The sequence below is a fragment of the Dietzia aurantiaca genome, from assembly GCF_021033825.1.
Classification (GTDB): domain Bacteria; phylum Actinomycetota; class Actinomycetes; order Mycobacteriales; family Mycobacteriaceae; genus Dietzia; species Dietzia aurantiaca.
In genome coordinates, this window is sequence record NZ_JAIFXZ010000001.1 from 204,388 (window position 1) to 230,045 (window position 25,658).

24 protein-coding genes and 2 riboswitches are annotated in these 25,658 nt (G+C 69.4%); of the genes, 9 read left to right on the forward strand and 15 right to left on the reverse strand.

All coding sequences use genetic code 11. From position 1 onward, the window contains the following. The first annotated feature begins 32 nt into the window (after positions 1–32). Entirely contained in the window at positions 33–515 is a 483-nt protein-coding gene (locus tag K3888_RS01055) for an RrF2 family transcriptional regulator (RefSeq protein WP_230928370.1), read from the forward strand. A gap of 212 nt (positions 516–727) precedes the next feature. Here K3888_RS01055 and K3888_RS01060 read toward each other — a convergent pair whose 3' ends face one another. The 3 genes from K3888_RS01060 to cysD are packed head-to-tail and all read right to left on the reverse strand — an operon-like array spanning position 728 to position 4,489. Next, positions 728–1,639, reverse strand: coding sequence for a sulfite exporter TauE/SafE family protein (locus K3888_RS01060; protein ID WP_230928371.1), 912 nt, complete (start codon positions 1,637–1,639; stop codon positions 728–730). 4 nt (positions 1,640–1,643) lie between these two features. Then, positions 1,644–3,572 (reverse strand): adenylyl-sulfate kinase, encoded by a 1,929-nt coding sequence (gene cysC / locus K3888_RS01065; protein WP_230928372.1) that lies wholly within the window; start codon positions 3,570–3,572, stop codon positions 1,644–1,646. Then, complete coding sequence (cysD, locus tag K3888_RS01070; RefSeq protein WP_230928373.1) at positions 3,572–4,489, reverse strand: sulfate adenylyltransferase subunit CysD; 918 nt, start codon at positions 4,487–4,489, stop codon at positions 3,572–3,574. Before cysD ends, cysC begins: the two co-directional genes overlap by 1 nt. A 168-nt stretch (positions 4,490–4,657) precedes the next feature. On the opposite strand from cysD, the gene K3888_RS01075 reads away from it, so the two are divergent. The 4 genes from K3888_RS01075 (at position 4,658) to K3888_RS01090 (ending at position 10,136) form a co-directional block, all read left to right on the forward strand. Beyond that, a complete protein-coding gene (locus tag K3888_RS01075; protein ID WP_230928374.1) occupies positions 4,658–5,605 on the forward strand; it encodes an IclR family transcriptional regulator in 948 nt (315 codons plus the stop codon). 81 nt (positions 5,606–5,686) lie between these two features. Beyond that, entirely contained in the window at positions 5,687–7,309 is a 1,623-nt protein-coding gene (locus K3888_RS01080; RefSeq protein WP_230928375.1) for a helix-turn-helix domain-containing protein, read from the forward strand. Positions 7,310–7,406: 97 nt separating this feature from the next. After that, the gene (locus tag K3888_RS01085) at positions 7,407–8,936 is read left to right on the forward strand and encodes an aldehyde dehydrogenase family protein (protein WP_230928376.1); all 1,530 of its coding nucleotides are present in this window, start codon (positions 7,407–7,409) and stop codon (positions 8,934–8,936) included. An 87-nt stretch (positions 8,937–9,023) separates the two neighbouring features. After that, positions 9,024–10,136: an NDMA-dependent alcohol dehydrogenase gene (locus tag K3888_RS01090; RefSeq protein ID WP_230928377.1), complete on the forward strand. Its 1,113-nt coding sequence runs from the start codon at positions 9,024–9,026 to the stop codon at positions 10,134–10,136. Between the two features lie 100 nt (positions 10,137–10,236). On the opposite strand, the gene K3888_RS01095 is transcribed toward K3888_RS01090, so the two are convergent. Beyond that, on the reverse strand, positions 10,237–11,106 hold the full coding sequence (locus K3888_RS01095; RefSeq protein ID WP_230928658.1) for an SDR family oxidoreductase: 870 nt from the start codon (positions 11,104–11,106) through the stop codon (positions 10,237–10,239). A gap of 250 nt (positions 11,107–11,356) precedes the next feature. On the opposite strand from K3888_RS01095, the gene K3888_RS01100 reads away from it, so the two are divergent. Then, a complete protein-coding gene (locus K3888_RS01100; protein WP_230928378.1) occupies positions 11,357–12,409 on the forward strand; it encodes an oxygenase MpaB family protein in 1,053 nt (350 codons plus the stop codon). A gap of 110 nt (positions 12,410–12,519) precedes the next feature. After that, positions 12,520–12,723 carry a hypothetical protein gene (locus K3888_RS01105; RefSeq protein WP_230928379.1) on the forward strand — a complete coding sequence of 68 codons (204 nt, stop codon included), beginning with the start codon at positions 12,520–12,522 and terminating at the stop codon, positions 12,721–12,723. A gap of 74 nt (positions 12,724–12,797) precedes the next feature. Here K3888_RS01105 and K3888_RS01110 read toward each other — a convergent pair whose 3' ends face one another. From K3888_RS01110 to K3888_RS01135, 6 genes are all read right to left on the reverse strand, one after another. Further along, positions 12,798–13,412, reverse strand: a complete 615-nt coding sequence (locus K3888_RS01110) for a response regulator transcription factor (protein ID WP_230928380.1) — start codon at positions 13,410–13,412, stop codon at positions 12,798–12,800. Beyond that, on the reverse strand, positions 13,409–14,518 hold the full coding sequence (locus tag K3888_RS17785; RefSeq protein WP_230928381.1) for a sensor histidine kinase: 1,110 nt from the start codon (positions 14,516–14,518) through the stop codon (positions 13,409–13,411). The genes K3888_RS01110 and K3888_RS17785 overlap by 4 nt, the downstream gene beginning before the upstream one ends. A gap of 221 nt (positions 14,519–14,739) precedes the next feature. Further along, positions 14,740–15,486 (reverse strand): ABC transporter permease, encoded by a 747-nt coding sequence (locus tag K3888_RS01120; protein ID WP_230928382.1) that lies wholly within the window; start codon positions 15,484–15,486, stop codon positions 14,740–14,742. Further along, positions 15,483–16,523 carry an ABC transporter ATP-binding protein gene (locus K3888_RS01125; protein WP_230928383.1) on the reverse strand — a complete coding sequence of 347 codons (1,041 nt, stop codon included), beginning with the start codon at positions 16,521–16,523 and terminating at the stop codon, positions 15,483–15,485. The genes K3888_RS01120 and K3888_RS01125 overlap by 4 nt, the downstream gene beginning before the upstream one ends. Positions 16,524–16,664: 141 nt before the next feature. After that, complete coding sequence (locus K3888_RS01130) at positions 16,665–17,447, reverse strand: 3-oxoacyl-ACP reductase (protein WP_372459517.1); 783 nt, start codon at positions 17,445–17,447, stop codon at positions 16,665–16,667. Positions 17,448–17,514: 67 nt separating this feature from the next. Next, positions 17,515–17,612: riboswitch (TPP riboswitch) on the reverse strand. Between the two features lie 72 nt (positions 17,613–17,684). Beyond that, a complete protein-coding gene (locus tag K3888_RS01135) occupies positions 17,685–17,999 on the reverse strand; it encodes a DMT family transporter (protein ID WP_230928384.1) in 315 nt (104 codons plus the stop codon). 10 nt (positions 18,000–18,009) lie between these two features. Then, a riboswitch (guanidine-III (ykkC-III) riboswitch) is annotated at positions 18,010–18,076 on the reverse strand. 68 nt (positions 18,077–18,144) lie between these two features. Between K3888_RS01135 and K3888_RS01140 the strand changes: the two genes are divergently transcribed. After that, entirely contained in the window at positions 18,145–19,008 is an 864-nt protein-coding gene (locus K3888_RS01140) for an MOSC domain-containing protein (protein WP_230928385.1), read from the forward strand. Between the two features lie 119 nt (positions 19,009–19,127). Here K3888_RS01140 and K3888_RS01145 read toward each other — a convergent pair whose 3' ends face one another. From K3888_RS01145 to K3888_RS01165, 5 genes are all read right to left on the reverse strand, one after another. After that, entirely contained in the window at positions 19,128–19,541 is a 414-nt protein-coding gene (locus tag K3888_RS01145) for an excalibur calcium-binding domain-containing protein (protein WP_230928386.1), read from the reverse strand. 219 nt (positions 19,542–19,760) lie between these two features. Then, a complete protein-coding gene (locus K3888_RS01150) occupies positions 19,761–20,024 on the reverse strand; it encodes a DUF3072 domain-containing protein (RefSeq protein WP_230928387.1) in 264 nt (87 codons plus the stop codon). Positions 20,025–20,068: 44 nt separating this feature from the next. Next, entirely contained in the window at positions 20,069–20,752 is a 684-nt protein-coding gene (locus K3888_RS01155; protein WP_230928388.1) for a TetR/AcrR family transcriptional regulator, read from the reverse strand. Between the two features lie 150 nt (positions 20,753–20,902). Next, positions 20,903–22,741 carry a flavin-containing monooxygenase gene (locus K3888_RS01160; protein ID WP_230928389.1) on the reverse strand — a complete coding sequence of 613 codons (1,839 nt, stop codon included), beginning with the start codon at positions 22,739–22,741 and terminating at the stop codon, positions 20,903–20,905. A gap of 197 nt (positions 22,742–22,938) precedes the next feature. Beyond that, positions 22,939–24,606: a class I adenylate-forming enzyme family protein gene (locus tag K3888_RS01165; protein WP_230928390.1), complete on the reverse strand. Its 1,668-nt coding sequence runs from the start codon at positions 24,604–24,606 to the stop codon at positions 22,939–22,941. A gap of 102 nt (positions 24,607–24,708) precedes the next feature. On the opposite strand from K3888_RS01165, the gene K3888_RS01170 reads away from it, so the two are divergent. Continuing rightward, the gene (locus K3888_RS01170; RefSeq protein ID WP_230928391.1) at positions 24,709–25,560 is read left to right on the forward strand and encodes a TetR family transcriptional regulator; all 852 of its coding nucleotides are present in this window, start codon (positions 24,709–24,711) and stop codon (positions 25,558–25,560) included. Positions 25,561–25,658: the final 98 nt, after the last annotated feature.

Here is a 25,658-nt window from a genome sequence, read left to right on the forward strand (position 1 = left end):
GGCGCCGGCCCGGCTCTGGGACACTGTTCCGCATGAGGGTCACCGCGAAATCGGACTATGCGCTGCGCGCGCTCGTCGAACTCGCGGCGGCCCAGCTGGCCAGCCCCGACGACGATCCCCGCGAGAACCCGCTGAGCGCGGAGGAGTTGGGCCGGCGACAGGAGATACCGCACGGGTTCCTGCAGGCGATCCTGTCCGACCTGCGCAGGGCCGGCATCGTAGCCAGCCGCCGCGGCAAGACCGGCGGATGGTTCCTGGGCCGCGAGGCCTCGGGGATCACCGTCGCCGATGTCCTGCGGGCCGTCGACGGCCCCCTCGTCAGCGTCTACGACGTCCGCCCGGAGTCGGTGGTCTACAACGAGCGGGCCGCGGTCCTGCAGCACGTGTGGATCGCCTCGCGGGCGGCCTTGCGCCGGGTGATGGACGCAGTCACGATCGCCGATCTGGCGAACGGGCAGCTGCCGGGTGAGGTCCACGAGCTGACGCTCGACACCGACGCGTGGGAGCCGCGCTGAGAGAATCCGCATCGGCCGATCTGGCGCTCGCTCGCCGAACCGGCACACGGGTGAACGGGTGAACGACGCCGCCCATCCGATTGCGGCTTGCCTATGGGATCACATAGGCGAGTCGCAATCGGATGGGCGAGGTGACTTCGGGAGAGGCGGGCCGAGGCGAGATCGGGGCGGCGCTCGGGTGACCGTCGGTCAGGCGTGAGCCCGGGCCGGCGTCAGACGCGCGCCGGCTCGGCGGGCTCTCCCAGATGCACCGAGTAGCGACGCACCAGCAGCTTCCACACCAGCGGGCCGACGGTCACCAGCACCAGAGCGATCACGCCGATCAGCAGCGGCGAGGCACCGAGCATCGCCGAGGCGGTCACGGCCAGCACGATCGTGATCCCGCGGCGGATGAGCCCGCCCGGCACGCGGCCGGCGAACCTCGAGCCGAAGAACGTCCCCACGGCGCCGCCCACGAGCAGCGGCAGCAGCAGGGTCCAGTCGACGCCGGTCACCATGACATGCCCGATCGCGGCCGCGATCACCAGCGGGACGGCCTGCACGAGGTCGGTCCCCACCAGCCGCAGCGCCGCCAGCGTGGGGTACAGCAGCATGATGCACATCATGATGACGGTCCCCGATCCGACCGAGGTGATGCCGACCATCAGGCCACCGACCACGCCGACCAGCAGGGTGAGTACGGGCTTGACCGGCGGGTCCGGGTCGTCACCGGTGCGGATCTTCCCGGACATCTCGAAGAACGCGCGCAGGAAGTAGGCGGTGGAGGCCACGATGAGCGTCGCCCCGATCGCCTTCTTGAGCATCCCCTGCACGTCCTCGGCGCCGACCGCGTGCACCAGCCAGGCGCCGAGGTACGCGGTGGGGACCGAGCCGATGATCAGCCAGAAGGCGATCTTGAGGTTCGGTTTGCCGTGCCGCCAGTGCACGCCCGCGCCGACGACCTTGTTGACCGCGTTGACCACCAGGTCGTTGGCCACCGCGGCGGTGGGCGGGATCCCGAAGAGGATGAGCGCCGGCGTCATCAGGGCGCCGCCGCCCATCCCCGTCAGACCGATCACCACGCCGATCACGGCGCTGACGACCAGGAGGCCCAGCGAGTCGTAGGTCCAGAGGGCCTCGGGCACCGACTCAGATTCCCAGGAGCGTGCTGACGATCCGCTGCGCGACCTCTTCTGCGGTGCCGTCCTCGGGACGGACGTGCAGGTCCGGGGTCAGCGGCGGCTCGTACGGCGCGGAAACACCGGTGAACTCGGCGATCTCGCCCGCGCGCGCCTTGGCGTAGAGGCCCTTGGGATCGCGGGCCTCGCACTCGGCCAGGGGCGTGTCCACGAACACCTCGGTGAACGGCAGATCGGCCTTGGCGTGGACGGCGCGCGCCGCGTCGCGGTCGGCGCGCATGGGCGAGATGAGAGAACAGACGACGACGACGCCGGCATCGGCGAAGAGTGCGGCCACCTCCGCGGTGCGGCGGATGTTCTCGGTCCGGTCCTCGGCGGAGAAGCCCAGGTCGGCGTTGAGGCCGTGGCGCAGGTTGTCGCCGTCGAGGATGTAGGCGGGATGTCCGGACTCGATGAGCAGCCGCTCGACCTCGGAGGCGATCGTGGATTTGCCCGAGCCCGACAGTCCGGTCAGCCACAGGGTGCGGCCCTGGCCGCGGTCGCCTCGCTGCACGGTCCCTGCGTGCCAGACCACGTTCGACCCGCTGGTGGCGGGCCCGATGATCATGCCCGCGCCGACCGTGTCGCCGGAGAGCTCGTCCACGACGATGAACGCGCCGGTGTCGCGGTTGCGGCGGTACGGGTCGTACATCAGCGGGTTCTGCGTGCGCAGGCCGATGCGGCCGATCTCGTTGAGCTCGAGCTCGGTGGCGTCCGGGTCGCGGTGCAGGGTGTTGATGTCGAGCCGGTACTCCAGGCCCGTCACCATCGCTTTGGTGTCGCGGGTGGTGTGCTTGATGATGTACCGCCTGCCGGTGGTCAGCGTCGCGTCGTCGGCGAACCAGCAGACCATGGCCTCGAGCTCGGTGCCCTGGTGCGGGCGGTTGCCCGGCCGCGCGATCATCTCGCCGCGGACGATGTCGATCTCGTCGTTGAGCGCGATGGTCACGGCGGCGGGTGCGGCGGCCTCGTCCAGCTCGGACCCGCCCGGGCCCCAGATCGCCTTGACCGTCGACTGCCGACCGGACGGCATGACCACGACGTCGTCGTCGACCTTGATGATCCCGCCGGCGATGGTGCCCGCGAACGAGCGGTGATCCAGTCCGTCGGCACGCTGGGGCCGGATCACGTACTGGACCGGGAACCGGACGTCGGTGAGGTTGCGGTCCGAGGCGATGTGCACGTTCTCGAGGTGGTCGAGCAGTGCCGGGCCCGTGTACCACGGCATCGGGTCAGAGGACTCGACCGCTCTGTTGACCACGTTGTCGCCCTTGAGCGCCGACAGCGGCACGAAGGTCACGTCGTGGACCTCGAGCTTGGCGGCGAAGTCGGTGAACTCGGTGCGGATGGCCTCGTAGGTGGCCTCGTCGTAGTCGACCAGGTCCATCTTGTTGACGGCCACGACCAGGCGCGGGATGCCCAGCAGCGCCGACAGGAAGGCGTGCCGCCGGGTCTGCTCGAGCACGCCCTTGCGCGCGTCGACGAGGATGATCGCCACGTCCGCCGTGGAGGCGCCGGTGACCATGTTGCGCGTGTACTGCACATGGCCCGGCGTATCGGCGATGATGAACTTGCGCCGCGGGGTCGAGAAGTAGCGGTAGGCCACGTCGATGGTGATGCCCTGCTCGCGCTCGGACCGCAGCCCGTCGGTGAGCAGCGCGAGGTCGGTGTACTCGTCGCCGCGCTTGGCGGAGGTGGCCTCGATGGAGGCGAGCTGGTCCTCGAAGATGCCCTTGGAGTCGAACAGCAGGCGACCGATGAGGGTGGACTTGCCGTCGTCCACGGACCCCGCGGTGGCGATGCGCAGCAGCTGCGCCTGGTCGGACATGGTGTGCCCCTCGGGCAGTACGGCGTCCCCGGTCGTGTAGTCGGTGGTGGGTTCGGTGGTCGCGGTGCTCATCAGAAGTACCCCTCCTTCTTGCGGTCTTCCATGCCGGCCTCGGAGATGCGGTCGTCGGCGCGGGTGGCGCCACGCTCGGTGACGCGGGTTCCCGCGACCTCGGCCACCACGGCGGCGTTGTCGGCGGCGTCGGACTCCACACAGCCGGTACAGGTGGCGTCACCGACGGTGCGGAAGCGGACCAGCTCGGTGCGGGCCTCCTCACCGGGGAGGGTCTCGAGGAAGCGGGTGTTGGCCAGGAGCATGCCGTCGCGCTCGATCACCTCGCGCTCGTGCGCGTAGTAGATCGGCGGCAGGTCGATGTCCTCCCGCTCGATGTACTGCCAGATGTCCAGCTCGGTCCAGTTGGAGAGCGGGAAGACGCGGATGTGCTCGCCCTTGCGGTGCTTGCCGTTGTAGAGCTTCCACAGCTCCGGGCGCTGTGCGCGCGGGTCCCAGGCGCCGAAGGAGTCGCGGAAAGAGAAGACGCGCTCCTTGGCGCGGGCCTTCTCCTCGTCGCGGCGGGCCCCGCCGAACACCGCGTCGAAGCGGTTCTCCTGGATGCCGCGCAGCAGGGCGGTGGTCTGGAGGCGGTTGCGGCTGGTGCCGGGCCCTGTCTCCTCGACCACGCGGCCGGCGTCGATGTCGTCCTGCACGTAGGACACGAGCAGCTGGACCCCGGTCTCGTCGACGACGCGGTCGCGGTAGTCGATGACCTCGTCGAAGTTGTGGCCCGTGTCGACGTGCATGAGCGGGAACGGCATCGGCGCGGGCCAGAAGGCCTTTCGCGCCAGGTGGAACATCACCACGGAGTCCTTGCCCCCGGAGAACAGCATCCCCGGGTGTTCGAACTGCGCGGCTACCTCGCGGAAGATGTGGACGGACTCCGCCTCGAGCGCGTCGAGATGCGAGAGCGTCACCGCCGACCTCGTCGTCATACGACCTCCAATGTCGTGGGCCCGGACGGGAGGGCCGCCCGGACAGCGGGCAGACAGATCTGTCTACCCGCTGGTATCCGCTCCATCGTGCGTCGCACGGGCCGGATTTCCACCTCCGTGAACACAATTGGTGTCCGTTCTTCCGGTAATCGACGTAGGGTGTCGACTATGCGACATGAACCCACCCATCGCGTTCTCGCAGTGCTCGAGGCCCTCGCCACGAACGGCCCTCCCCTCTCCCTGACCGACCTGGCCCGAACCACCGCCGCCAGCCGGTCGACCCTGCACGCAGTCCTAGAGCACATGCAGTCGGAGGGCTGGGCCGAGAAGACCACCGGCGGCTGGCGGGCCGGCCCGCGACTGCGCGAAGTGGGTGCGGGGGCGGCCCTCGAGGTGGATATGGTCCGCGCTGCCCGCGGCCCGCTCGAGCACCTGGCCGAGGAGACGGGAATCGCGGCGGTGGTTCTCGAGATTCGCGACGACATGGTCGAGGTGGTCGACGCCGTGCGCGCCGGCATGCGCACGGCATCGACAGAGGCCGCCCGGGTGGGGCACACGACCCCGTTCCGCGCGCCGTTCGCTCGAGACCTCGCCTCCCAGCTCTCGCTGGCCGACCAGCGTCGGTGGCTGGCGGACGGCACCGGCCTGACCTCGGCCGCCCGGGAGCGGCTCGAGGTGGTACTGCCCCAGGTCGCGCGACGCGGCTGGTCGATCGACCGTCTCACCCCGGGGCGACGCGAGATGCTGCGCATGGCCGACTCGCTGGAGAGGTCCGGGGTGGGCGCTCTGGTCCGCGAGCGCGTCTCGGAACTGTTCCTGGAACTGTCCGAGATCGACGTGACCGACTCCGAGCTCACGCCCGCCACCGACCTGGCCGTGGCCTCTGTGGCCGCGCCCGTGCTGCGGCCGGACGGCCGCGCGGTGGGGTCCGTGGCAGTGGCGCCCGGCCGTCGGATGACCGGCCGCGCCGTGTTCCGTGCCGTGCAGGCCGTCACCGAGTGCGCGGACGCGGTCTCGGCCCACATCGCGGCCCGGCCCGGGCCGGCACGGGCGGCCGGCTGGCCGGGTCATCTGGTCCACCCGGCGCACGCCGCACGCCACTCGTCCCCGACCTGAGAGATCGCCGGCGCCGTCGCCCTGGGCACGATTTCAACGGTATGGTGCGGATCACACCCGCGCGCTCACCGGAGGTGACCTTTGACCCCCCTCGCCGATCCGCTCTCACCCGCCCCCGGCCCTGACCAGCACACCCTGGCCTGGCGTCGGTCCGAGCTGTGCGGCCTCACCCCGCAGAGTGCGCGCCCGGGCAGCCCCGACCCGCACGCCACGCGCGCCAACCGCCTCGCCGAGGCCGCCGGCCCGATCCTGGACGACCTGGACTCCGCCCTCCGGGACACCGGTGCCACTCTCCTGTTGGCCGACCGTGGGGGTCAGGTCATCCGCACGGTCCGGGACGCCGCGCGGATCTCCAGGATGCTGCTCCAGCGCGGGGTCGACGACGGTGCGATCCTCACCGAGGACGCGGTGGGCAACAACGGGATCGGTACCGCCCTGGAGACGCGCCGCGGCGTGTTCATCCACGGCGAGCAGCACTTCGCGGAGGTCCTGCGCGACTTCAGTTGCTACGGCCATCCCATCATCGACCCGCTCACCAGCCGGATGGTCGGCGCGGTGAACCTGTCCGGCATGAACGCCGACGCCTCGCGCCTGTTCGCGCCGTTCGTGCGCAAGATCGTCGCCGATATCGAGGCCCGCTACGTGGATACCGCGCGGGGCGACGACCGCGAGCTGTGGCGACGCTTCGTCGAACGCACGCGCTCCTCCGACTCTCCGACGTGCGCTTTCGGCGACGAGGTGGTCCTGGCCTCCAACTCCAGCCTCGAGCGGTTGGCCGCCCAGGACATCGCGACGCTGCGGCGGATGGTGGAGCGGGGCGAGACGGCGGACGTCGTGGAACTGTCGGTGGGGCGGGTGGGGGTCAGCGCGAGCCGGGTCGGTCGCCGTGGCCACCTCGTCGACCTGGCTTTTCCCGACGACGACAAGCCGGCTGCCCGGCGGCCCGTCCACCGAAAAGCGAACCGCGGCGCACACGCCGTGGTGGGCCCGTCGGGTTCCGGCATAACGACCGCCGCGCTGGCGACCGCCGGCCCGGAGGCTGTCCACATCCGACTGGCCGGGGCGGACGATGCCCGGCAGGCCTGGCAGGAACTGGCCGTGCCCGCCCTGCGAGAACACCGCGACAGGGGCATCCCTCTGGTTCTCGACGACATCGACCTCCTCGAGGACACGGATCTACGCCGCCTGGCCTCGCGACTGAACGCTATGGAGAACGGTCTCGTCGTCGTCACCTGTCGCGACAACCCGCGCCCCGCGGTGACCGAGGTGCTCGACGCGTGCGGCGCACGCACCACGGTGCGCCCCCTGCACGAACGCGGCGCGGAGCTCGAGGGCATCGTGCACGCCATGGTCGACGCGCTCGCCACCGCGCGCGGCGCCGACACACCCACGGTGACCTCGCGGTTCATCGACGCCGTGGGCGGTCTCGATCTGCCCAACGGACTAGTCTCGCTCCGCGCGGTCCTCACCGAGTGCCTGGACGGGATCGAGGGCCGGATCCCCCCGCGGCTCGACGTGGGAGACCTGCCCTCGCGCGCCCGGGCGGGACGACCACCGACGTCCGGGGAGCTCGCGCGTGGCGAATACGACGCGATCGTCGCGGCGCTGGCCGAGTGCGACGGTGTGCGGTCGCGGGCGGCGCGCAGGCTCGGCATCAGCCGCACGACCCTCTACGCCCGTATGCGCGAATTCGACCTGTCATAGATTGTCCAGAATCTGAACACTCCGGGCCCTTGACCCGCCTCCATAGTGGTCTGTGACCGGCCTCACACCGAGGCCGCCACCGACTTCGGAGGTAGACATGACCGGCACACTCTCCCGCGACACCGGCTCCGCCGCGCCCGTCGACGAGCGCCTGGGCGCCGAGGCCCGCGACTTCCTGGCCCGCCCGCATCGCCTGCTCATCGGTGGCCAGTGGGTCGACGCCGCCGACGGCCGCACCTTCGGCACCTACGACCCCGCCACCGGCAACGAGATCACCCAGGTCGCCCACGGCGGGCCCGAGGATGTGGACCGCGCGGTGGCCGCCGCGCGCCGCACCTTCGACGACGGCGCCTGGGCCACCATGAAGCCGCGTGAGCGCGAGCAGATCCTGTGGCGCATCGGCGACCTGCTCGACGCCAAGGCCGAACTGTTCGGACAGATCGAGGCGCTGGACAACGGCAAGTCCGTGGGCATCGCCACCGCCGTCGACGTGGCCTGGGCCGCGGACGTGTTCCGCTACTACGCTGGCTGGGCGACCAAGATCGAGGGCTCCACCGTCCCCGTGTCCATGCCGTTCGCCGGCGACAAGCAGTTCCACGCCTATACCCAGCGCGTCCCCGTGGGCGTGTGCGGGCAGATCATCCCCTGGAACTTCCCGCTGCTCATGGCCGCCTGGAAGCTCGGCCCGGCCCTGGCCACCGGCAACACCCTCGTCCTCAAGCCGGCCGAGCAGACCCCGCTCACCGCGCTCCTGCTCGGCGAGGTCTGCCAGGAGGCCGGTGTGCCCGACGGCGTGGTCAACATCATCACCGGATTCGGCGACGCCGGCGCCGCCATCTCCGGACACGACGACGTGGACAAGGTGGCCTTCACCGGCTCCACCGAGGTCGGCAAGCTCATCGTGGACGCCGCCAAGGGCAACCTCAAGAAGGTCTCGCTCGAGCTGGGCGGCAAGAGCGCCAACATCGTCTTCGCCGACTGCGACTGGGACGCCGCCGTGGCCGGGTCGGTGGCCGCGTGGATGTTCAACCACGGCCAGGCCTGCACCGCCGGCACCCGCCTCTACGTCGAGGACTCCATCTACGAGGAGTTCACCCAGGCCGTGGCCGACGCCGCGTCCCAGGCCACCATCGGCCACGGACTCGACCCCGACACCGTGCTCGGCCCCGTCGTGGACCAGGACCAGTTCGACAAGGTGTCCTACTACCTGCGCGCCGGGATCGAGGACGGCGGCCGCGCCCTGACCGGCGGGGCCCGCCACGGCGACACCGGCTTCTTCATCCAGCCGACGGTGTTCGTGGACGTCAAGCCCGAGGACCGGGTCGTGAAGGAGGAGATCTTCGGCCCTGTCGTCTCCGCCCTGCGGTTCACCGACGTCGAGGACGCCGTCCGCCAGGCCAACGACTCCATGTACGGGCTGGCCGCCGGCGTCTGGACCAAGGACCTCTCCAAGGCCCACCAGGTGGCCAGCCGCCTGCAGGCCGGTTCCGTGTGGGTGAACCAGTACAACGGCTTCGACACCGCCATGCCGTTCGGCGGATTCAAGCAGTCCGGCTGGGGCCGCGAGCTCGGCGCCGGTGCGCTCGACCTCTACACCCAGACCCGCTCGGTCAACATCCAGCTGTAGACCCGCGTCGCGGCCGCGCAGACCGCGTCCGGCCCGCTCCCTCGGCCCCGTTCCCGCGGGCCGCCCTCCTTCGAAAGGACCCCTGTCATGAAGACCAGAGCAGCAGTATTGTTCGACCTCCACCAGCCCTTCGAGATCATCGAACTGGACCTGGACGATCCGGGCCCCGGTGAAGTCCTGATCAAGTACACGGCCGCCGGCCTGTGCCACTCCGACCTCCACCTGTCCGACGGCTCGCTGCCGCCCCGCTTCCCGATCGTCGGCGGGCACGAGGGCTCCGGGGTGATCGAGGCAGTGGGTCCCGGCGTCACCAAGGTCAAGCCCGGAGACCACGTGGTCTGCTCGTTCATCCCCAACTGCGGCACCTGCCGCTACTGCTCCACCGGTCGGCAGAACCTGTGCGACATGGGCGCCACGATTCTCGACGGCCACATGCCGGACGGCACCTTCCGGTTCCACGCCGACGGCAAGGACTTCGGCGCCATGTGCATGCTCGGCACCTTCTCCGAGCGATCGGTGATTTCACAGCACTCGGTCGTCAAGGTGGACGACTGGCTTCCCTTGGACAAGGCCGTGCTCGTCGGCTGCGGCGTGCCCTCGGGCTGGGGCACAGCGGTATACACGGGCGGCGTCCGGCAGGGCGACACCGTGGTGATCTACGGTATCGGCGGCCTGGGCATCAACACCGTCCAGGGAGCCGTTCACTCGGGCGCCCGCCACGTCGTGGTGGTGGACCCCGTCCAGTTCAAGCGTGACGAGGCCATGAAGTTCGGCGCCACGCACGCCTTCGCCACGGCCGAGGAGGCCCACGCCGCCGTGGAGAAGCTGACCTGGGGACAGATGGCCGATCAGGCGCTCATCCTGGTAGGCACTGTCGACGAGCCGGTCGTGTCCGCCGCTTTTGATGTGATCGGCAAGGGCGGAACTGTGGTGATCACCGGACTGGGCAACATGACCGACAAGACCGTGCAGGTCAGCGGCACGCAGCTGGCCTTGTTCGGCAAGACCATCAAGGGCTCGCTCTTCGGATCCGCCAACCCGCAGTACGACATCGTCAAGCTGCTGCGCCTGTACGACGAGGGCAAGCTCAAGCTCGACGAGCTGATCACCACCACCTACACGCTGGAGACCCTCAACCAGGGCTACCAGGACCTGCAGGACGGAAAGATCATGCGAGGGGTGCTGGTCCACGACACCTGATCCGCCCCGCCCCACGAACTCGCCCTCCCGGCCGTTGCCCATCGCGGCCGGGAGGGCGAACCCATCTCCGGCGCCGGCCCCATGTCGTCGAAGGCCGCGGTCAGGGGGTCGGCGAGCCGCCGGTCACGGAGAGAGTGTTACCCGTGGTGTACGACGACTCCTCCGAGGCCAGGTAGACGTACGCGCCCGCCATCTCGACGGGCTGCCCGGGCCGCTTCAGCGGGCTCTTCTGCCCGTGGTAGGGCAACTGCTCGGGGTCCTTACCGCCGCTCACCTGCAGCGCGGTCCAGAACGGGCCCGGCGCCACCGCGTTCACCCTGATCCCGCGCGGGGCGAGCTGCTGGGCGAGAGACTTGGACATGGTGTTGACCGCCGCCCGCGACGTCGCATAGTCCACGAGGCCGGCCGACGGGGTGTAGGCCTGCACCGACGATGTGAAGATCACGCTCGAGCCGGGCATCAGGTGCGCGAGCGCTTCCTGGATTTGCCAGAACGGCGCGTTCACGTTGACGTTCATCGTCTCGGACCACTGCTCGGAGCTCAGATCCTCCAGGTTCCCCACGTAGGTCTGACGTGCGGCGTTGAGCACCAGCACGTCCAGACCGCCGAGCCCGGCCACCGCGTCGCGAACGATCCCCCGTGCCGTCTCCTCGTGGCCGACATCCCCCGGCAGGAGCACACAGTTGCGTCCGGCTTCACGGACGAGTTCGGCTACCTCGTCGGCATCGGACTGCTCGGACGGCAGATAGCCGATCGCCACGTCGGCACCTTCCCGCGCGTAGGCGATCGCCACCGCCCGTCCGATCCCCGAGTCACCACCGGTGATGAGCGCCCGGCGACCCTCGAGCCGCCCGTGCCCCACCCAGGACTTCTCACCGTGGTCGGCCAGGGGCACCAACTCGGAAGCCAGCCCGGGGGCGGGCTGCGACTGGAATGGGATCTCGATCGGATGCTTGGTCACCGGGTCCACGGGCGGGGCCGGCTCCGGTATCTCAGTGGTCGAGTGCGGGCGATTGCCGCGGCGATCGGCGGTCACGGTGGCCTCCTGGGGTCGAGAGTTCGACCGTACGCGCCGTAGGAAACTGCGCGGGATCACTCGGAAAGGCAGCGCGTTGACCAGTAACTTCGCGGAAACGCTTTACAAACCCGGCGCCCGTGTCCAATACTCTCCGGCAACTGTTGTGAGCTTCTTCACGCAGGCTACTTCCGAGGGGGAAAACGTGGCAACACCCACCAAGAACCGAAGTGACGAAGGGCTTTTCGGCCCCGGCTCCGTGGCGTGGAAGGTCTGGACCTTTCCCGCCTCCGCCCTCCAGGGCTTCGCCCGGGCGGTGACCATCGAGCATCTGGACCCCGATCTCACCGCCGCGGTGGACGAGACCGGTCAGGTGATCCAGCGGACCCCGCTGCGCTACGACCGCACCATGGAGTACTTCTCGGCGGTGCTCTTCGCCGATACGCCGACGGTCATCAAGATGTCCGACATCCTCATGAAGGTCCACTCCCGGGCCTACGGGACCAACAAGGTGACGGGCAACGAGTACGACTCGAACGACCCGGATTCGCAGCTGTGGATCCACATCACCGCGTGGCACTCGATCCTCTACGTCTATGAGACCTTCGGCCCCGGCCGACTCAGCCGCGACGAGGAGAACGAGTTCTGGCGACAGTGTGCGATCGCCGCCGAGGTGCAGCCCATCCGGCAGGAGCAGGTGCCGCGTACCCGCGGCGAGGTGCAGAAGTACTTCGACGACTGGCGTGACCGCCTTTCCGCGTCGGAGGCCGCGATCGCGAACGTCGACCACATCCTCAACGGCTTCGAGACCATCGAGCCGCGCGTGCCCACGGTGCTGCGGAAGCTCGGTCGGCCGGTCCTGCGGGCGAGCATCATCGCGACCTACCCGCGATGGATGCGTCCGATGCTCGGTGTCCGCCAGTCCCGCGCCGTGGACACCGCCGCGATCGTCTTCTGGAAGGCGTTCTACCGGGTGGCCGCCCATCCTGACGCGATGATGTGGATCGTCGAGCGGATCTGCCCACGCGCGGTCCGCTACATCGAGCCGGCGGTCCGCGGCATCCCCGCCGACAGCCCGCGCACCCACTCCCCGCAGTGGGCGCGCGAGCGGTTCGGCGATCCGCGCACGCCCCTGGAGCAGTGGGAAGACCTCAAGGCCGCGCGGACCGAGGGCGAGGCGGCCGCCCCCTACGAGCACAACCACAGTGACCCCGTGCTCGAGTTCAAGGAGGCCGACCGCCTGGCCACCACCGGTTGAGGCGGACGGGCCCCTGCAGGCCGGCGGCGGAGCGCCGGACCGGATGCGGGCGCCTGTTCGATCCCCCAGACTGCGAGCGGAAGCGACAACACCCGAACGAAGGAGCAGACATGCCCCGTTACCGCGTGATCGATCCCGACCAGAACGTGATCGACGAGAAGGAGTTCGCCGACGACACCAAGGCCTACGACTGGTTCAAGACCATCGAGGTCCCGGACGATTCCCTCGGCTACGCCATGCAGGTCGACATGGACGGTGAGTGGACGCGTTTCGAGATCAACGACGGCGGCACCAACACCTCGCCGTCCGCCTGACCTGCCGGTCTGGCGGGGCGGGGCGGGCACTCCGCCCCGACTGCCCGCCGGTGAGCGAGCTGGGTCGACAGACCTCACAGCCAGCCACGCGCCTGCGCCTCCCTTGCCGCCTCACCGCGGGTGGAGGTGTGGGTCTTGGCGATGGCCGAGGACAGGTGATTGCGCACCGTCCCCTGCGTCAGATGTAGCTCGGCCGCGATGTCGGCGATCCGGGCCCCTGTCAGCGCCTCGCGCAGGACGTCCTTCTCGCGCGGGGTCAGGGGGTCCGGGCCGGCGGCCATCGACTCCCGTGCCAGCTGGGCATCGACCACCGTCTCCCCCGCGTTGACCTTCCGCACGGCCTCGGCCAGTTCGCGCGCCGGGGTGTCCTTGACTACAAACCCACCGGCCCCGTATTCCAGAGCCCGGTTGACGTATCCGGGCCGCCCGAAGGTCGTCACGATCAGCACCCGCACGTCCGGATGGTCCTGCCGGATGCGCCGGGTCGCGGTGATGCCGTCACCACCGGGCATCTCGATGTCCACCACGCACACGTCGGGTGAATGCCGAGCGACCGCGGCCTCGAGCTCGTCGCCTCGGCCCACCTCGGCCACCACCTCGATATCCGGCTCCATCGCCAGCAGTGCCGCGAGCCCGCCCCGCACGAGCGCCTGGTCGTCGGCGAGGATGATCCGGATCGGACTGGTCATCGCGGCCACTCCACTTCGACGACGGTGCCGGTGACCGACGCCGCTCCCGCCGCGCCCCGGTCGCGGACCACGAACCGGGCACCGGCGTCCTCGGCGCGGCTCGCGAGCCCCGGCAGTCCTTGCCCCGCCGGAGCCGAGGTGGTCCGGCCGACGTCAGGGCGGGCGGCGCGGCGAGCGTCGATCCCCACGCCGTCGTCGGTGATCCGTAGCCGGTCGCGGGCGAGTTCGACGGTCACGTTCCCCGCGCCAGAGTGGCGGGCGATGTTGGTGCCGGCCTCGCGGAGAGCCCAGGCCACCAGGCCCGACCGCGCGTCCGGGAGGAGAGAAGGGGACCCGACGACGACGACATCGATACCCGCCGTATGCAGGGACTCGGTCATGCCGGCGAGCTCCTGCGCCGGATCCGCCACCCGCATCCCTGACACGGTCTGCCGCATCTCTGACAGGGCTGTCCTCGTGAGGTTCTCGATGTTCTCCAGTTCGGCACGGGCGGCGTCCGGGTCGGAGTCGAGCTGCGCCCGGGCCAACTGGGCGCGGATCGTCAGCGCGGTCAGGGTGTGTCCCAGGACGTCGTGTAGGTCACGGGCGACCCGTTCGCGTTCCTCGGCGACACCCAGCGCCCGCCGGTAGTGGCCCTCTCGGTCGCTGATGCCGACCGAGATCCGTGTGCCCAGCATCGACAGCACCACGGGGATCACCAGGAACCCCGGGACCAGCATCCCCCACGTCTTCTCGACCAGGGCCGCGACGGTGCCGATGACGATCAGCGAGATCGCGGTCGGCACGCTCCGGCGGCTCGGCCACGCGGCAGCGATGAAGCAGGCGAGGAACGGGATGAAGTTGACCGGCCCGTTCAGTCCGGCCGCCGGGAGGGTCCCGAAGGTGCAGATCACGAGCCCGCCCAGATAACCCAGCCCGAGCGGCGCGGGCTCCTCCCGGGCCGAGTCGGGGAGATCGCCGCCGGCCGCACCGGACCTGCGCAGGTGTAGAGGGTATCCCTCGGACACTGCCGGCGAGGCGAAGGCCGCGAGATAGACCGCCGAGAACGCCGCGATCGAGACCAGCCCCAGCACCGTGGGCGCGGTGGGGGCCCCGGAGAAGACCACAAGCGAGGATCGGGTAGATCAGGAAGACCTGCCAGATCAGAGAGAACAGGACACTCGGACCGGTGATCGCGGAGCGGAATCGCCGCCACCGCGACGGCCCCGCAGCTGATTCATCGTTCACCGACTTCGCGCTGACCTCCTCGTCCGCCACTGGTGACGGGGACGCGCGCGTTGCCGTTGTCGTCGTCGTACTCTCACCGCTCGTCATACCCGGTCGCTCCTCACACCCGACCGCGGCGGCGACGTACCAGCACCGCGGCTGTCGTACCCAGTATGAGGGCCCAGGCAACCACGTTGAGCACAGGCAGCCACACCGGATCGACCACGCCGTCGGCTACCACGCCACCGGTGATCGGATAGCGGGCCAGCGCGTTGACCCCGTAGAGCGGTGTGAAGCGCGCCAGATCCAGCATCACGCCCGACAGCGGGATGAACAGGTTCCCCGCGAACGCGAGCAGGACCAGGCTGCCGCCCGCGACCCCCAACGCGGACTCGGAGCGGAACGCCATTCCCGCGCTCAGGCCGTAGCCCGCGAAGACCGCGGAGCCGAGCCACGCCGCGCCGAGCGAGAGCACCCAGGCCAGCGGCGTGGCCTGCGCGCCGGTGGCCGCGCCGGCGATGCCCACGGTGAGGACGGGAACGGCCGCGATAGTCATGGCCACGGCGGATTTGGTCACCACGAAGCCGGCACCGCTCCACGGGGTGAGTCCGAGCTGGCGGCCCCACCCCTGGAAACGCTCGAGGGCGGCCCCGCCGCTGATGGCGGTGGTGGCGGTGACCGCGCCGTAGACGGCCATCGAGATCATGACGACGGCGCCTACGTTGCCATGCGCGACGGGTGCATCGCGGTAGCTCTGCGCGCTGCCGAACACGAAGTACATGACCAACGGCAGGCCGACGATGAAGAAGATGTTCGTGATGTCGCGCAGGGTCCGGCGCAGGTCGATGGCCCAGTAGGTGACGTTCATCGGGTGGCCTCCGGATCAGTGTCGGTAGGGGCTGGGTCGACGGGTGCCGTCTCGGTCGGTGCAGCGTCGGCAGGGTCGTCGGCGGTGAGGGTGACAAAGGCGTCGTCCAGCGACCTGGCCGAGATGGTGACCTCGCGCGCGGACGTCTCGGTGAGCAGGACACGCGCAGTGGCGTCACTGTCCGAGCTGGTGAGGATCACCCGGGCAGCCGTGCGGTCGACGGCGGTGACACCTGGCAACTCCTCCGGCGACGGCTCACCCGCCGCCGGGTCCCAGACGGCGGTCACGCGACTGCCGGCGGACATGGCGCGGACGCGGTCGACGGGGCCGTCGGCGACGATCCGCCCCCGCGCCATCAACACGATGCGGTCGGCGAACGCCTCCGCCTCCTCCAGGTGGTGCGTGGCGAAGATAACCGTCGACCCGGATGCGGCCTCCGAGTGCATGGTCGCCCAGAACTCACGGCGGGTCCCCACATCCATCGCGGCGGTGGGTTCGTCGAGGATGAGCAGGTCCGGATCGGGTAGCAGCGCGAGCGCGAACCTCAGGCGCTGCTGCTCACCACCCGAGCACCGGGCGACCCTGCGGCCACCGAGTTCGGCGATCCCCGCCCGCTCGAGCACCTCCCCGACCGACAGCGTCCGGCGGTAGAGCGCCGCGATCGCGCGGACCGTCTCCTCCACCGTCAGGTCGGCGAGCAGACCTCCGGTCTGGAGCACCGCGGCGATCCGGCCGGCCGCGATCGCCTCTCGCGGGGCCTCGCCGAAGACCCGGGCCTGGCCCTCCGTTGGTTCGGTCAGCCCCAGGGCGATGTCGAGCGCGGTGGTCTTACCGGCACCGTTCGGGCCGAGGAGTGCGACCACCTCGCCGGGGTCGATGCGCAGGTCGAGTCCGCGGATCGCGTGGACGGGTCCGGATCCGCGGACCGTGAACGTCTGGCTCAGGCCGCGGAACTCCAGAGCCGGCGGCCGCGGGCCGACACCGGGAGAACGACCCGTGGCCGTGGCTTCGGCGGGTGGGGTAGGGGCATTGACCATGCCTCCACGATCGTCGGCTGGCGCCCGCCTGAACAGGGCCGGCTGTCACGACTTACCCGGTGACAACTGTCATGGGTCGTACGTCAGAGACCCTCACGAGGTCGCCCAGCCGCGATGGATCGCTGAACCAGCCGTCTCCTCTCAGCCCTTGACCAGGCCACCGTCCACAATGAGGTTCTGCCCCGTCACCGCCCGCGCCCACGGCGACGCGAAGAACAGCACAGCGTCCGCCAACTCGGCGGGCTCGATCGCACGACGCAGCGGGGTGCCCGAGGCGATGAGGTCAAAGACCTCCGCAGGTGTAGCCGCACTGGCGTCGGTGGTCCGCAGCAGTCCACCGGACACCATGTTGACCGTGATGCCGTCCGGCCCGAGGTCTGTGGCCAGGGTCCTGGTCAGCGAGAGCGCGGCAGCCTTCGCGGCCGTGTAGTCGTGGTACGGCACGACCGGGTGCTGGAACAGGTTGGTCCCGATGTTCACGATCCGCCCGAACCCGCCCTCGCGCATCCCCGGCAGTGCCGCCTGGGTGGTGGCGAGCGTCGCCTTGACCGCCCCGCGCAGCTGTCCTTCCATGTCCGCCCAGGTCAGCGTCTCGGGAGAGGGGCGGGCGTCGCCGTTGAACTCGAAGTCGGCAAGGGCGTTGTTGATGACCGTCGTGATCGGTCGTCCGAAGTGGGTGCGTGCCGCCTCGACGAGGCTGCGCACCTCGTCGTCGTCGGTCACATCCGCCCGGACCGCCACGGCGCGGTCCCCGCCGAGCTCACGGACCAGGTCGGCGGCGGCCTCGGCGCTGCGACGGTAGTTGACGACGACGAGCGCGCCCTCGCGCCCGAACGCCCGCACGATTTCCTTACCGAGGCCCCGGGCTCCGCCGGTGACCAGGACTACCTGCTCGTCGATTCGCAGGCTGTTTCCGGCATTCACTGCCACTCGCTTTCCGGCGGTTCCCGCGAAGGGTGGCGATGCATCCCCGCCGACCTACGCAGAGACGCGGCGGCGGTATCGACATTCCTTCGCTGGAACTACCCAGATCAGGTTCGACGGGTGTGATCTCAGCTGCCCGGTTGGGCGGCACCCCGTGTCGCGGCCCAGCCTAGGTCATGCCCGGGGTCGCGGCGGCCCTGCCGCCTCGCGATCACGAGCCACAGCACTCGGCGGACGTCAGTTGACGGCCTTCAGACCCACCACGCCGCCGACGATCATCAGCAGAAAGATCACCTTGAGCACGGACACTGGTTCGGCGCCGGTGATCATCGCGTAGATCACGGTCAGCGAGGCGCCGATGCCCACCCAGACCGCGTAGGCGGTGCCGACGGGCAGGTCCCGCATCGCGTAGGCGAGACCGCCCATACTCACGACCAGCGCCACTCCGAATACCACGGAGGGCCCGAGCCGGGTGAAGCCCTCGGACCGGCCCAGGGCGGTGGCCCACACGGCCTCGAGAACACCGGAAAAGACAAGAACTATCCACGCCATGACGGCCTCCTGCGGGCCGTCTTGTCGCGCACCGGGTACGGCACCCCTCGTCCGGAGGCCCCGTGTCGGGGTCCTGTGACCGAGGTTGTCACACGGGCCCGGCCCGGGCAACGTCAGATGCGTCACCACCTCGTAGCATGAGCCCATGCAGGTAGGCGAGGTCTCTGAGCTGTGGCGATACCCGGTCAAGTCGATGCGCGGAGACCGCGTCGTCTCCTCGGAGGTGACCGAGAGGTGGGGCTTCCCCGGTGACCGGGGCTGGGCCGTGCGCGACGAGCAGGCCTCGGAGATCCGCGGGGCCAAGCGGATCAATTCACTGCTGCGGTTCCACGCCCGCTATCTCGAGGAGCCCGCCGCCGATTCCACGCCGCCGATCGAGGTCACGTGTCCTGATGGCACCGTGGTCCGGAGCGACGACGACGAGATCCACGACGCCCTGTCCGCTGCGACGGGCCGGACCGTCACACTGTGGCCGCGCCGCTCACCCGACGACCACGAACATTACCGCCGCGGCCGGATCACCGAAGCCGACATACGGGCTCAACTGGACCTGGGTCCGGATGACCCGTTCCCCGATTTCTCCACGCTTCCCGAGGACGTGCTGGCCGAGCTGTTCGACTACGTCACCCCGCGGGGCACCTACTTCGATGCCATGCCGCTCTCGCTGGCCACCACCACGGCGTTGGGGTCGCTGCAGGCCACCGTCCCGGATTCGGTGATCGACGCGCGACGGTTCCGTAAGAACATCATCGTGGCCGGGGCGCCCGGCGCCGAGGGCTTCCCCGAGTTCGACTGGGTGGGCCGACGGCTGCGCATCGGCGACGTGGTCTGCGAGGTCACGACGCCCATCGCGCGGTGCGTGATGGTGGGCCTCCCCCAGGCCGAGCTGCCCCACGACCGGGACATCCTGAAGTCACTGGTCCGCAACACGGGTATGGATCTGGGTGTCTACCTCCGGGTGGTCGAGCCCGGCAGGATGACCGAGGGCGACCCGGTTCATCTGGATTGATCAAGCTAAGAGTAGCTACCCCCCGCTCCGCGGGGCGGGGGCAGATGACGACGTAGTCAGTCGTCGGAGGGCCCACCGCCGCAGCGACAGGCCCTCCGACACGGTGCCCACTGGCGTCCTTACTCGCAGGCCACGCCGTCGTTGTCCCGGTCGAGTGCCGGGCGGTAGGCGTCCTGGCCGCGGTAGATCGGAGCGATGCCGAGCCTGCGGGCCTCTGTGCAATTGGCGACGTACGTGGCCGCTGGGGCCTGCCGAGGGGCAGGAGCCGCGACAGGCGCCGGCGCGGGCGCGAGGGCCGGAGCCGGAGCCGGAGCAGGCGCCGGGATGAACGGGAGATCCCACACGAGCGGGAACGGCAGTGGAGGGAGAGCACCGGCCTCGGACCCCATCGGGATCGGCACCAGGACCGGGGCGACGTCCGGAACCTGCACCGCCCAGGGGCCGACGTACACCTCGGCGGCGGAGGCTGCCGGAGCCACGGACATCAGTGCTGCGGCAGCCAGACCGGCCACCACGAATGAGCGTTTGATCATCGATTAAATCCCTAGTAGAGGACCACTTACGGATGCGCGGTCAGATAATTCTCATCTTATGGCACAGTGCGAGCATCCTTCAGCAGCGCCCCCGGTGCTGCCGCCCCCCTTCTGGAGGCCGGCAACGGGATGGATCACCCATGTGGCTATCCGATCTCGGAGTGAAACGAGCCGGACCATCTGAGCGGAGGCCGGCACCCACCACGTCGGCGACTCCTGTCAGCCCCGGTGCGGGTTGCCCTTCTGCAGGCGATCGATGTGCTCGGACGCCTCGGCTTTGGTGAGGGTCGCGGGTAGCTCCTCCCCCGCCTCACGAGCGAGGGTGTCGAGGTAGCTCTTCTGGGCCTCCGTCATGGGCTCGTCGCCGGTGACCCAGTCGTCCGGGTCGCGCTGTAGAGACGTGTCCCCGGGGTCCCGGCCCTCCGGCACGGGGGCGCCCAGTGTTTCGGAGTCGTGGTTCCGTTCGACGTCGGGATCAGTCATGGCTTCACGCTACGCAGCATCCGGGCGGCTTCAACCGCATCGGTTCAGGCGCCGTCGACCGGACCCCAGGCCGCCACCCAGATCACCCGCAGGCTGTCGAGGGTCCGCTCGGATTCCCCCGGCGAGGGTGCGCGCTGACGGTCCTTGTAGAACACCGCGGTGATCATGTCGGTCACCGAGGTGATCAGACGGAGGTGGTCCGAGGACAACGGCGTGATCAGCCCGGCGGCAGCGTCGCGGTCCATCTGCTCCGCGAGCTGCTGGTTGAGCTCGGCATCCAGCGCGTCCCACCGGGCCCGGAGAGTGAGGTCGTATCCGGTGGCCTGTAGCCCGGAGAGGATCACCCGCGCCCGGCGCACCCACACGGAGTGGGACACCACGAAGAGCCTGTCGAAATAGTCCGCGTATGACTCGCCGGCCCTCCGGTGATAGCTGCCGATCGCCGCGTCCCACTCGTTCCACACCGAGGACACGAGCTCCGACAGGACCTCGTCCTTGGACTCGAAGTAGAAGTAGAAGTTGGGTCTCTTGATCCCCGCGGCGTCGGTGATGTCCTTGACGGAGATCTCCATGACCGGCATCTGGCCGAGAAGGCCCTCGAGGGCATCGAGTATGGCCTGCCGCTGGACCTCACCGCGGGACAGCCGTCGCCGCCGGGTGCCACCGTCGTCGCGCACCGGGGGCTCGACGGCTGCGGCCGCAGCTGCCGGGGAGGTACGGGGTTCCATGGTGCACATCCTCTTGTCGCTGGTGCCCGCGCGGGCCGCGCGTGGCCACTGCCCGACCATCAGATCAGATAGTGGCCACCCGCGTGCCCCGCGCCTCCCGGGCTCGTCGGCGCGGGGCACGGGGCACCACGCCGTGCGCCCGCTCGGACCTCAGCCGACCGGCAGCGCGGTCCGCGACGGCTCCAGTGTCAGTTCGTCGAACTGCCCGGCTTTCCACCAGTCCTCGATCATGTTCCAGAAGTCGATCTCCGAGGAGTTGTAGACATCCATGAACACCGCCTTGGACACGTCTCCCTGACCGTTGTAGTAGCCGGGTGTGCACGCGCCCCAGTAGGCCATACGGGGCTCGTTGGACTCCCGGACCTTGCGCACCCACTCGGTCTCGGCCTCGAGCGTCGGCTCGAAGGTGCCGAGACCGTTGTCCAACATGTGCTTGATGAGCCGGGCGGAGTGGCGCGCCTTGCGGTCGAGCATGTAGACGAAGTTGACGTAATAGGCCGTCTGGGTCATTCCGAGCTCGACGAAATTCGGGAAACCGTGGGTGAAGAACCCGTGGAAGGTCTTGGCGCCGTCGGAGAAGTACTCCTGCAGGGAGTTCCCGTCGCGGCCGATCACGTCGTATCCGTAGATCCCCGCCGGGCCGGACCCGGTCTCGAACCCGGTGGCAAAGACGATGCAGTCCACCTCGTGATGCTCTCCCGCCACGACGATCCCGGTGGCGGTGATCCCGTCGATGCCACTCGGTGACGCCGCGAGGGTCACGTTGGGACGGTTGAACGTGTCCAGGTACTCGTCGTTGAAGCACGGCCGCTTACACATGTAGCCGAACCACGGCTTGAGCCCCTCGGCGGTGGCGGGGTCGCTCACGATCTCGTCGACGCGCGCGTGCGCGTCCATGAGTAGTTGCATGTCGGCGACCTCGGCGATCGTCGCCTGGTCGGCCGCCGGAAGGTCACCGACAGGGGTGTCGACCAGGTGCTGCCCGCCGAGCGCCGGAAACAGGTGCGTCCAGCCGTCGTCGACGTGATTCCCCTCGACCTCGTGGCCGGAGATGATGCCGTTGAAGTTGTCGTGCCGCTCGTACTGCCAGCCCGGCCCGAGCGAGGCCTTCCACTCCGGGTCGGTCTTGCGGTTGTTACGCGGTTGCACGACGCTCGGGGTCCGCTGCACCACGACGAGCTCCTCGGCGTCCTGCGCGAGATACGGCACCACCTGGACGCCGGTGGCCCCGGTCCCCACCACGGCGACGCGCTTGTCCCGCAGGTTCTCCAGGTTCCCCGCCTGGGTGCCGCCGGTGTAGTCGTAGTCCCACCGGCTGGTGTGGAAGATCTTCCCCTGGAAGTCGCCGATGCCGGGCACCTTGGGCAGTTGGGGCTTGGTCAGCGCGCCGTTGCAGCGCATGAAGAACTTGGTGCGGAAGCGGTCACCGCGATCGGTGGTGACTTCCCATCGCTGCTGGACCTCATCCCACTCGGCATGAGTCGCGCGGGTCTGGAAGTAGGTACGGCTGTAGAGGTCGTAGTGCCGCCCGATGCGCTGGGCGTGTTCGAAGATCTCGGAGCCGTCGGCGTAGCGCTGGCTGGGGACGTAGCCGGTCTCCTCGAGCAGGGGCATGTAGATGTGTGACTCGATGTCGCACTGCACGCCCGGGTAGCGGTTCCAGTACCAGGTGCCGCCATAGTCGCCGCCGTACTCGACCATCCGGAAGTTCGTGATCCCGTTCTGCATGAGGTAGGCACCGGCGGTCAGCCCGCCGAAACCTCCGCCCAGGACCAGCACGTCGAGCTCCTCGGTGACCGGCTCGCGGGTGATCGGCTCACTGAACGGGTCGCGGTCGTCCACCTCGAGCACGTCGGACAATCCCTGGAACTGGGCCAACTGGTCATTCCGGAGCCGGGCCTGCTTGTCCTCTGCGAAGCGTTGGCGGAGATACTCGGGGTCGAAATCGATGTCGAGGGGGATGTTCGACTCGGGGAGGGTGAAGGCCATTCTCGCGTCCCTTTCCTGGGGTGCCGTCCACGCGTAAGGGGTTTGGACGGTTTGTCGAAAAAACTTGACGCGGCGTCAAGTTGTGACCAGGATTACATGAGTGACGTGACGGACGCAACAATTTCTCGGAAAGTCGGCGCACGGCGACGCCCGTGGTCGGCCGCGATCGGCGCTCCCAGCCGCAAGCTCTGGCGCGTTCAGCTCTCGCGCAGTCTGCGGCGCAGAATCTTCCCCGTGGCGGTCCGCGGCAACGCATCCACGATCTCCACCTCGCGCGGATACTTGTAGGCCGCCATCCGGGCACGGCAGTACTCAATCAACTCCGCGGCGGTGGCCACCTCCCCGTCGCGCAACGCGACATAGGCCCGCGCGGACTGCCCGCGGTACTCATCGGCGATATCCACCACGGCGACTTCTTCCACTGCGGGATGCGCCGAGAGCACCTGTTCAACTTCGTAGGGCCAGATCTTGTAGCCGGCGGCGTTGATCACGTCGCTGGAGCGGTCCACGACGTAGAGCCACCCGTCATCGTCGACAAACCCGATGTCCCCTGTCGCGAACATCCCCCTGCCGAGGGCGTCCGCGGTGGCGTCGGGTCGTCGCCAATATCCGGCCATCACCTGGGGTCCGGACGTCATGATCTCGCCGAACGCCCCCGGGGGCACCGGCAGCCCCGCCTCGTCCACCACCGCCACGGTCGTCCCCGGGACCGGGATCCCCACCGAGAGCACGCCCGTGTCGGGGTCGGTGGGCGCGCGCTGCCCGTAGGGAACGAGGTGCGACGGCGACGCGGTCTCGGTCTGGCCGTACGCGTTGTGGATGTAGCCGCCGAGCCGCTCGTCGAGCTCGTCCACCACGTCCGGGTCGATCGGCAGCCCGCCCGAGAATCTGATCCGCAGCGGCGCCAATCGCCCGGCGGTGATGGTCGGCTCCGCCGCGAGCGCCTTGTACGCGGTGATCGCAGCGATCCCGAACGCCGGACGCCGTTCCTCAATCGCATCCGCGATCACCGTCGGACCGAACCGGTGCGTGAGCACGATCGGCGAGCCGGTGACCATCGCCAGGATGACCGCCCCGACGAGCCCCGTCACATGAAACAGTGGCGACATCGCCAGGACCGGCTCCCCCGCGACGAGCCCCGACCAGTCGCGGTAGACCTCCCCGCTGACCAGCAGATTGCGGTGGGTGAGCATCGCGCCCTTCGGGGCTCCGGTGGTCCCGGACGTCGGCGCGATCACTGCCACGTCGTTCGGAGGGATCCGCACTGCGCCGAGCTGCCGGTCGGCGCGGCTGTCGGCCTCGCGCGCCGTCCGCGCCTGGACCACCCTGGCCAGATCGATCGTGTCGGCGGGATCGCGTCGCCTGCATCCGTCGAACATGCGCAGGTCATCGCGTGTCTGGAAGTCCAGGGGCGACACGGTGACCACGATCGGCACCCGCGCGGATCGCGTGCCGAGGACGTGTCGCGCCACCTCCTCGTAGACGTCATCGAGACAGAGGAGCGCAGTCGGGTCGAGGTCCTCCACGGCGAGCGCGAACTCCGACCTCTTGCTCATGGGACTGACCAGGGCGACCGTCCCCCGCGCTTTCCATGTCGCGAGAAGTCCGATGACGAATGCCGGATTGTTCTGCACGCACAGGGCGAGCCGGTCGCCGGCACTGAACCCGCGCGCGGCGAGGAGCGCGGCGACGGCATCCGAGGCCCTGTCCACGTCCTGCCACGACATGGTGGTGTCGAAGTAGTGGATCGCGGGCAGCTTCGGCCCCGCGGCCACCGCGGCCTGGAAGGCCGCCAGCACGGACTCGTGCGTCGTGCCGACCTGCGCGACCGGCGCCCTGCGGCTGTTCTCGTCCTCGGCGTTCATTCCTGCAGTGTGGCCCACTCCGTCACCCTCCCGGCCGATTCCCGGACAGCCGGTCACGGACAGTGCCTCTGCGGACGGCCACACTCTCGTACTGTGTTCAGCATGCCCGAACAGGCCACCCGTGCCGACACCGGAAGCGCGATCCGTGCCGCCCGCCTCGATGCCGGACTCACCCTGCGCAGACTGGCCACCGCGATCAACGTCAGCACCGGCACGATGAGCGCGATAGAGAACGGCAAGGTCGGCGTGACCGTCGATCGACTGCGCCACATCTCCGACGCTCTCGGTGTGCCCGCGGCCCGACTGGTCCGGCCTCGACGAGCCGCCGTGAACACAGCCACGCCACAACCGCCGGCGGAAGGCTCGGGCTGGCGATCGTTCGACGACATCAATCTGGATTCCGTGCTCGCGTCCGCGGTCGAGGTCTTTCGTGAGACCGGTTACCACGGGGCCACGATGCGGCTGATCGCCACCGGCGCCGACATCAGCGTCGCCGGCATCTATCACCACTATCCGAGCAAGAAGCACATATTGATCGAGTTGATCTCCCGGGCGCACGCCGACCTCGGGTGGCGTTTGAACGCGGCCGCTGCAGATGGCGCGGACGCAGCCGGGGGGTTCTCGAACATGGTGGAGGCGCTGGTGCTGTTCCGCGAAGAGCGCCGCGCACTGGCATTCGTGATGGTGACCGAGTCGTACCGAGCGGGCGTCCCGTTGGCCGGCGGCTCGGACCCGGACAACGGTGATATCCGCGCCACCCTCCTGGCGGCTGCCCTCCAGGCCGTCGAATCCGGGAGTTTCGGCAATACTGAACCCGAACTCGCAGTCGACGCAATTCTCACGATGTGCCTTGCCCCGCCCTCCTGGACGGGCGCCGATCAGGCCAGTGACCCGGCGGAGCTGGCACGCGACTACGCCCATCTCGCCCTGTCCATGATGCATCACCGCCGCTGACCTGGTGGTTCAGTCGAGCTGAACTTCATTTCCGCCGCGCCACCCCCGACCTCGAGGGCCTGCCCGCGCCGCCTATCGCGTTGGATCCGGTACTCCGG